6 protein-coding genes and 1 tRNA gene are annotated in these 5,576 nt (G+C 33.9%); 5 read left to right on the top strand and 2 right to left on the bottom strand.

Annotated elements, in window-relative coordinates:
- Nucleotides 1-306 precede the first annotated feature (306 nt).
- Together M983_RS02570 and M983_RS02565 are read left to right on the top strand one after the other, a co-directional pair.
- Nucleotides 307-1,248 carry an AraC family transcriptional regulator gene (locus M983_RS02570; RefSeq protein WP_083954525.1) on the top strand — a complete coding sequence of 314 codons (942 nt, stop codon included), beginning with the start codon at nt 307-309 and terminating at the stop codon, nt 1,246-1,248.
- A 92-nt stretch (nt 1,249-1,340) separates the two neighbouring features.
- Entirely contained in the window at nt 1,341-1,931 is a 591-nt protein-coding gene (locus tag M983_RS02565) for an NAD(P)H-dependent oxidoreductase (protein WP_066746585.1), read from the top strand.
- 58 nt (nt 1,932-1,989) lie between these two features.
- Here the strand turns inward: M983_RS02565 and M983_RS02560 are convergent.
- Nucleotides 1,990-2,065 (bottom strand) — tRNA-Asn (locus tag M983_RS02560).
- A 156-nt stretch (nt 2,066-2,221) separates the two neighbouring features.
- A complete protein-coding gene (locus tag M983_RS02555) occupies nt 2,222-2,728 on the bottom strand; it encodes a YlaC family protein (protein WP_066746582.1) in 507 nt (168 codons plus the stop codon).
- 455 nt (nt 2,729-3,183) lie between these two features.
- Between M983_RS02555 and cspE the strand changes: the two genes are divergently transcribed.
- The 3 genes from cspE to M983_RS02540 all read left to right on the top strand — a co-directional run bounded on the left by cspE (nt 3,184) and on the right by M983_RS02540 (nt 4,765).
- Entirely contained in the window at nt 3,184-3,396 is a 213-nt protein-coding gene (cspE, locus tag M983_RS02550) for a transcription antiterminator/RNA stability regulator CspE (protein WP_004243573.1), read from the top strand.
- Between the two features lie 110 nt (nt 3,397-3,506).
- A complete protein-coding gene (gene dsrB / locus M983_RS02545; RefSeq protein ID WP_066746579.1) occupies nt 3,507-3,701 on the top strand; it encodes a protein DsrB in 195 nt (64 codons plus the stop codon).
- A gap of 368 nt (nt 3,702-4,069) precedes the next feature.
- Nucleotides 4,070-4,765 (top strand): MgtC family protein, encoded by a 696-nt coding sequence (locus tag M983_RS02540; RefSeq protein WP_066746576.1) that lies wholly within the window; start codon nt 4,070-4,072, stop codon nt 4,763-4,765.
- Nucleotides 4,766-5,576 lie beyond the last annotated feature (811 nt).

Here is a 5,576-nt window from a genome sequence, read left to right as displayed (position 1 = left end):
ACGTTGTTCGTGAGAACGAGGCGAATAATAGCTATCACTTGCCTTATTGTAAAGTAAAAAAAGGAAAAAAATGACTATTTGCTCAAGAGTCCATCAATTTGCGTTTTTTTTGATAAAAAAAGAGGAAAAATAATAAGTTATCACTCACTAAAACATAAAAAAGGCGTAAGAAATTACTAGTAATTGAAATCCACTATACTTTTTCTATTTTACAGGTATTTTCTCGGATAACGTGTTTAAATTAATCTAGTAAGTAGATTTGGTATAAATATTCGATTTGAAAATCACGTTAAATTTGGCATTGCTATGAATAACACATTATTATCGACATCAGCTTTGGCTGAGTTTGAGATTTTTAAAAATACATTGCTTGAATATACTAAAGAGCAAGAAGGTGGCTGGGATACTTCTGTTCAAGGTCTTTCGCTTTGTCGCTATACTACCACAACTGATCCTGAGGGTTGGATGTATCAACCCAGTTTAGCAATTGCGGCACAAGGTAGTAAACAAGTGACAATTGGTTTAGAAACACATTGTTATCGACCAATGAACATGTTGCTAACGTCTTCTGACGTTCCTACTTTTGCCAAAGTTTGTGAAGCCTCTAAAGAAAAGCCGTTCTTAGCCGTTTTAATTCGTCTGAATCTTTCATTACTCCCTGAGTTATTAGCTGAAAATAAGTTTCAGTTACTTCAAGAATCAAATGAACAGACTGCACAACAAATCGTTCCTGCCACAGGGGCTATTTTAGAAGCTGTAACACGTTTAGTGAGATTAATAGGATCACCAGAAGATGCACCTTTTATTGCTCCACTTATTCAAAAAGAGATCCTCTATTATTTATTGAAATCAACAGATGGTGCACGTCAGCAATTATTAGCTTCACAATCGGTTCAGTGTCGTCAAATCAGTGATGCTATAGATTGGATAAAAGCACATTATCGGGATGCTATTCGTATTGAAGATTTAACGATCAAAGTGGGAATGAGTAATTCTTCATTTCATGCACATTTTAAAGATTTAACAGGAATGACGCCTTTGCAATATCAAAAATGGTTAAGGCTTAATGAAGCCCGTAGGGTGATGCTAATTGAAACTGTTGATGCCTCAGAAGCCGCTTTTAGAGTGGGTTATGAAAGTGCATCACAATTTAGTCGTGAATATCATCGTCTATTTGGTTTATCCCCCCTAAAAGATGTACAAAGACTAAAGAAAACACGTAATTCTACGGTGCATTTGGATTATTAGGCAAAAATGACGGAAGAATGAGTAAAGGAAAACGCATTTAATTACGTTAAAGTCATTTACAAGGTTTATTATGATTATTAAAGGATTGTACTGTGACTAATGTTTATATTGTAAATGCGTCGAAAGTATTTGGTGGTTCTGAAGGGAAACTTAATGATCATCTTACTGATGTTGCTACTTCATTTTTATCTTCTCACCAAGTTAATGTGAAATCTATTCGTATTGATGATGGATATAATAATGAAGATGAAGTGGAAAACTTTATGTGGGCAGATGTCATTATTTATCAAATGCCAGCATGGTGGATGGAAGGGCCTTGGATCTTAAAGAAATATGTCGATGATGTATTTAGCGCAGGTCATGAAAGAATGTTTCTTGATGATGGAAGAACGCGTAAAGATCCTTCTAAAAAATATGGTTCTGGTGGACTTTTACAAGGTAAAAAATATTTGCTTTCAGTAACTTGGAATGCACCTTTTGAGTCTTTCGAAGAGCAAAACCAATTTTTTGAAGGTAAAGGTATTGATGCGGTTTATTTCCCATTCCATAAAGCGAATCAATTTTTAGGGATGACTCCACTCAAAACATTCGGTTGTTTTGATGTTGTGAAGCAACCTCAGATTGAGAAAGATGTTGAAGCTTATAAAGTGCATCTTGAACAAGAAATTGTTAACGGTAAATAAGCATATAAGCTAGAAAGCAAAAGCCCGCTAACTTAGATAAGTAGCGGGCTTTTAAATTTGGCTCCTCCAACTGGACTCGAACCAGTGACATACGGATTAACAGTCCGCCGTTCTACCAACTGAACTATGGAGGAATCGCGTTCTTCTTGAGAACGAGGCGCATAATAGCGATGATGAACTTAGCTGTCAACGCTAAAAATGCATAAAAATTCTGTTTGGTTGGTTTCTCATCAAAATGATTAAAATTTGAAGAATATTCTCCGTGCTTTTACGATAACACGGAGAATTAATTACACTTGTGGTGATAATTGATTGGATGAAAGAGATTTTTTTACAGGATCAAAAGCCATTAAATAAACATCATAAAAATGGATCTCTTGTTTTTTATGAATAATTTCTTCAATGTCATCTTTTATTTGCTGAGAAATTGCAGGGTGTTGGCGAATTTCACTTAAAGCCTCATCTGAAAGCTTTTCAAACGTATACCACTCACCGTTATAACAAACCCGCAGGTCTAGAACACCAATATCTTCAAATTTATAAATGGGCTTGATATCAAAAAGCAATACTCCAGCCATTATAACGAACATTAAGGTGAAAAGGGTGAGTGATATGATACCAAAATAAGGAGAATAGATAAGCAAAGCAGCTAGTAGGATATAAGACAAAAGCATACTTATACATAGCCAAACATGGCTTCTCAAAAAATCGCTATTAAGATGGGGTTTACCATCTCTTTTCTCTGCTTTATTTATTCTGTCTAAATCACGCTCTAAAATGTCTTTTAATACATTCATTGTAAATACCTTAAAATATGAATGTTGCAAACTTGTTTCTTATTGACAGATTATCATGGAGACGAGACGAGTAGGTAGAACAGTTTTTTTAAATTCTATGCTTAACTGTTATTAATGTTATCTTAGGAATATTCTTATCTATTGTTAATTATGGATATAAAATATCAAATAAATTTGATAATAACAGATCAAAATTTTGAAAGAATTGTTTTTTTAATGTGCAATCTGCACTTTTTTAACTTTTAGATGCATAAAACTATTGCTATTAAGCGTGTCTCATGCGTTAATGAGTAAGGCCTAAATACAGACCTGATTTATGATTGACATTCTAAGTTAATGAGTTTTAAACAGCATCGCTTTTTGACCGTTTTCTTCTGTGTGCCCCATAAGTTATAGGTAGTTCAGGCCAGTAGATGCCGAGAAGGCAACGTTTTTTTGATATATAGGAAAGTCACATGTCTGACAAAATGAAAGGTCAAGTTAAGTGGTTCAACGAGTCTAAAGGCTTTGGTTTTATTACTCCAGCAGACGGAAGCAAAGACGTATTCGTTCACTTTTCTGCCATTCAAGGTAACGGTTTCAAAACTCTGGCTGAAGGTCAGAACGTAGAATTCACTATTGAAAACGGTGCAAAAGGTCCAGCAGCAGCTAACGTAACAGCTCTGTAATTTAAAGCCTTTTAAAAAATTTATTCAAGCCTGTCACCTTATAGGTGGCAGGCTTTTTCTTTATGGGTACAATATAAAAAAGAGAATAAGAATATTTATCAGGAGACGATATGCAGATAAATGATGAAGTTATTGTAAAAACAGATGGCGCAGAAGATCGTATTGGGACTGTTTTACTTATTGAAACCTTTAATGAGGGGACAATGTATTTAGTCTCATTACCAGAATATCCTAAAGGCATTTGGTTTTTTAATGAAAAAGAAGGCGGAGAGGGAACTTTTGTTAGTCCTATTAAACAAAAGTAACTTGTTTAGCTAACGTTCATTTACATCCTAACAACTGCTCATTATACTTTTGATAAATTTTATTTGGAGAATATCACTTGGACACAGAAATAGACGGTTTTCAAAAACCTCAATTAGACAAAATTAGGTAAGTCGGTTTCTCCACTTTAGCTGCTTACCTAAATGGGTGGGCAGTGCATTTCTTAAAACTTCCTTTATGCACTATCCGAATTATTTTCCTTCTTTATAAAAGGGAAAATGGTGAGTATATGTGCTTTGTATTTTTTTCATTATTTCCTCCTCCTAGTTTGAGTACTTTATTTTACCAAACTGAAAAATAGGGTGCTTTTGCATCTAATGATTAGCCACGATTAAATGGAGGAAAAACCATGGCTATCACTCCTTATATTTTAAACTTAATTGTTGCAATGTGCCTTGGCGCATTAATTGGCGCTGAGCGTCAATGGCGACAGAGAATGGCAGGATTAAGAACGAATGCCCTTGTTGCTACAGGTGCTGCTGTTTTTATATTAAGTTCTATTGAAACATCGCCAGACAGTCCTGGAAGGATTGCCGCTCAAGTTGTATCAGGAATAGGTTTCCTTGGTGCAGGTGTGATTATGCGAGATGGCATGAATATACGTGGATTAAATACAGCGGCGACATTATGGTGTTCTGCTGGTATTGGCGTGTTGTGTGGATTGAGTTTATATTCACTCGCAACGGTAGCAACCTTTCTTATACTTTGCGCTAATATTTTATTAAGAGAGGCAGCGCAGCGTATTCATATTCATCCTCAATATGAGGTTGATCTTCCTCAGTGTTATTCCATACGTATTATTTGCGATGCAGAAGATGAAATACTCGTGAGGACTCTGATATTACAAGCAATAAACGGTCTGCATATTAGATTACAATCATTGAGTAGTGCAGATACATTTTCACCTAATCAATTAGAAGTTTGTGCTGAAGTTCTTGCAACTTCTGTTGAGCAAAAAGAAATTGAAGCTATTGTTTGTCGCGTAAGCTTAGAAAAAAGTGTCAGTGCTATTAACTGGAAAATAGCAACTCAACCCACTGTATGAGAGGCTATTTACTATAAACTGCTAAGTAGTCAAATTTCGACCCTTTGATTTCTATTTCAAAGGGTCTTTTGATTTTAATTGATATAGATAAGAATAGGGTAAAAACACTGTTCTATAAAAAAAAACATAATGCTTTATGTGTGTAATTATTATCTTGGTAACTAATTTCATCGACTGAAATAACAAATAATGTCGAAATTAAAATTGAACATAGTTCTACGCGGTATCTAGCAATAAAAATAATACGCTATTGGAGGATTAATTGCCTGAAATGCTCATATTGTCATTTTTAATAACATTAGCAATATTGAGATTAATTATAAAAGACATAAAGGTATTCTTAGAGCGTATTATCTTTCTTGATTATAGGACTAGGTCATCAGACCAGTTATAGAAAATGAATAACGATGTCATTCATTTTCTATAACTTCTTTTACTTTTGAAAAATTGATTTACAGCATAACTCTTTTTCAAAAAGGATATTAAATTTGCAACAAAACCTTTTCTCTCAACTTATCCGAATTTCCAAACTTTTAAGCACAAGAACATACGCTATCAACGTAAAAAAGTGCGATGTCATCATCTTAAAACGCTTACGATTTAGCAACAAAAGCGTAATTTTTTTGAATAAGCAAAGCTTTATACTCTCTCTACCTTTTTACTCTAAAATTATTTCAATGTATTTGCTTGATAAATGAGCATTATATTAGCTTTCGAATAATAAATTTTCCTATATTTAAGTAATATTATTAATTTTTTAGAAGGTAACATCTGTTCATTTTGCTAAAAATATTCAATTTAAATCATAAGC

The sequence above is a fragment of the Proteus myxofaciens ATCC 19692 genome, assembly GCF_001654855.1.
In the GTDB taxonomy this organism is placed as follows: Bacteria; Pseudomonadota; Gammaproteobacteria; order Enterobacterales; family Enterobacteriaceae; genus Proteus; species Proteus myxofaciens.
Note: the sequence above shows the minus strand (reverse complement) of the source record. Positions and strands in the feature narration are given on the sequence as shown.

What these genes read in the sequence shown, in the direction of transcription:
- M983_RS02570 (WP_083954525.1), top strand. Translation starts at nt 307, where the DNA reads ATGAATAACACATTATTATCGACATCAGCTTTGGCTGAGTTTGAGATT.
- M983_RS02555 (WP_066746582.1), bottom strand. Translation starts at nt 2,728, where the DNA reads ATGAATGTATTAAAAGACATTTTAGAGCGTGATTTAGACAGAATAAAT.
- cspE (WP_004243573.1), top strand. Translation starts at nt 3,184, where the DNA reads ATGTCTGACAAAATGAAAGGTCAAGTTAAGTGGTTCAACGAGTCTAAA.
- dsrB (WP_066746579.1), top strand. Translation starts at nt 3,507, where the DNA reads ATGCAGATAAATGATGAAGTTATTGTAAAAACAGATGGCGCAGAAGAT.
- M983_RS02540 (WP_066746576.1), top strand. Translation starts at nt 4,070, where the DNA reads ATGGCTATCACTCCTTATATTTTAAACTTAATTGTTGCAATGTGCCTT.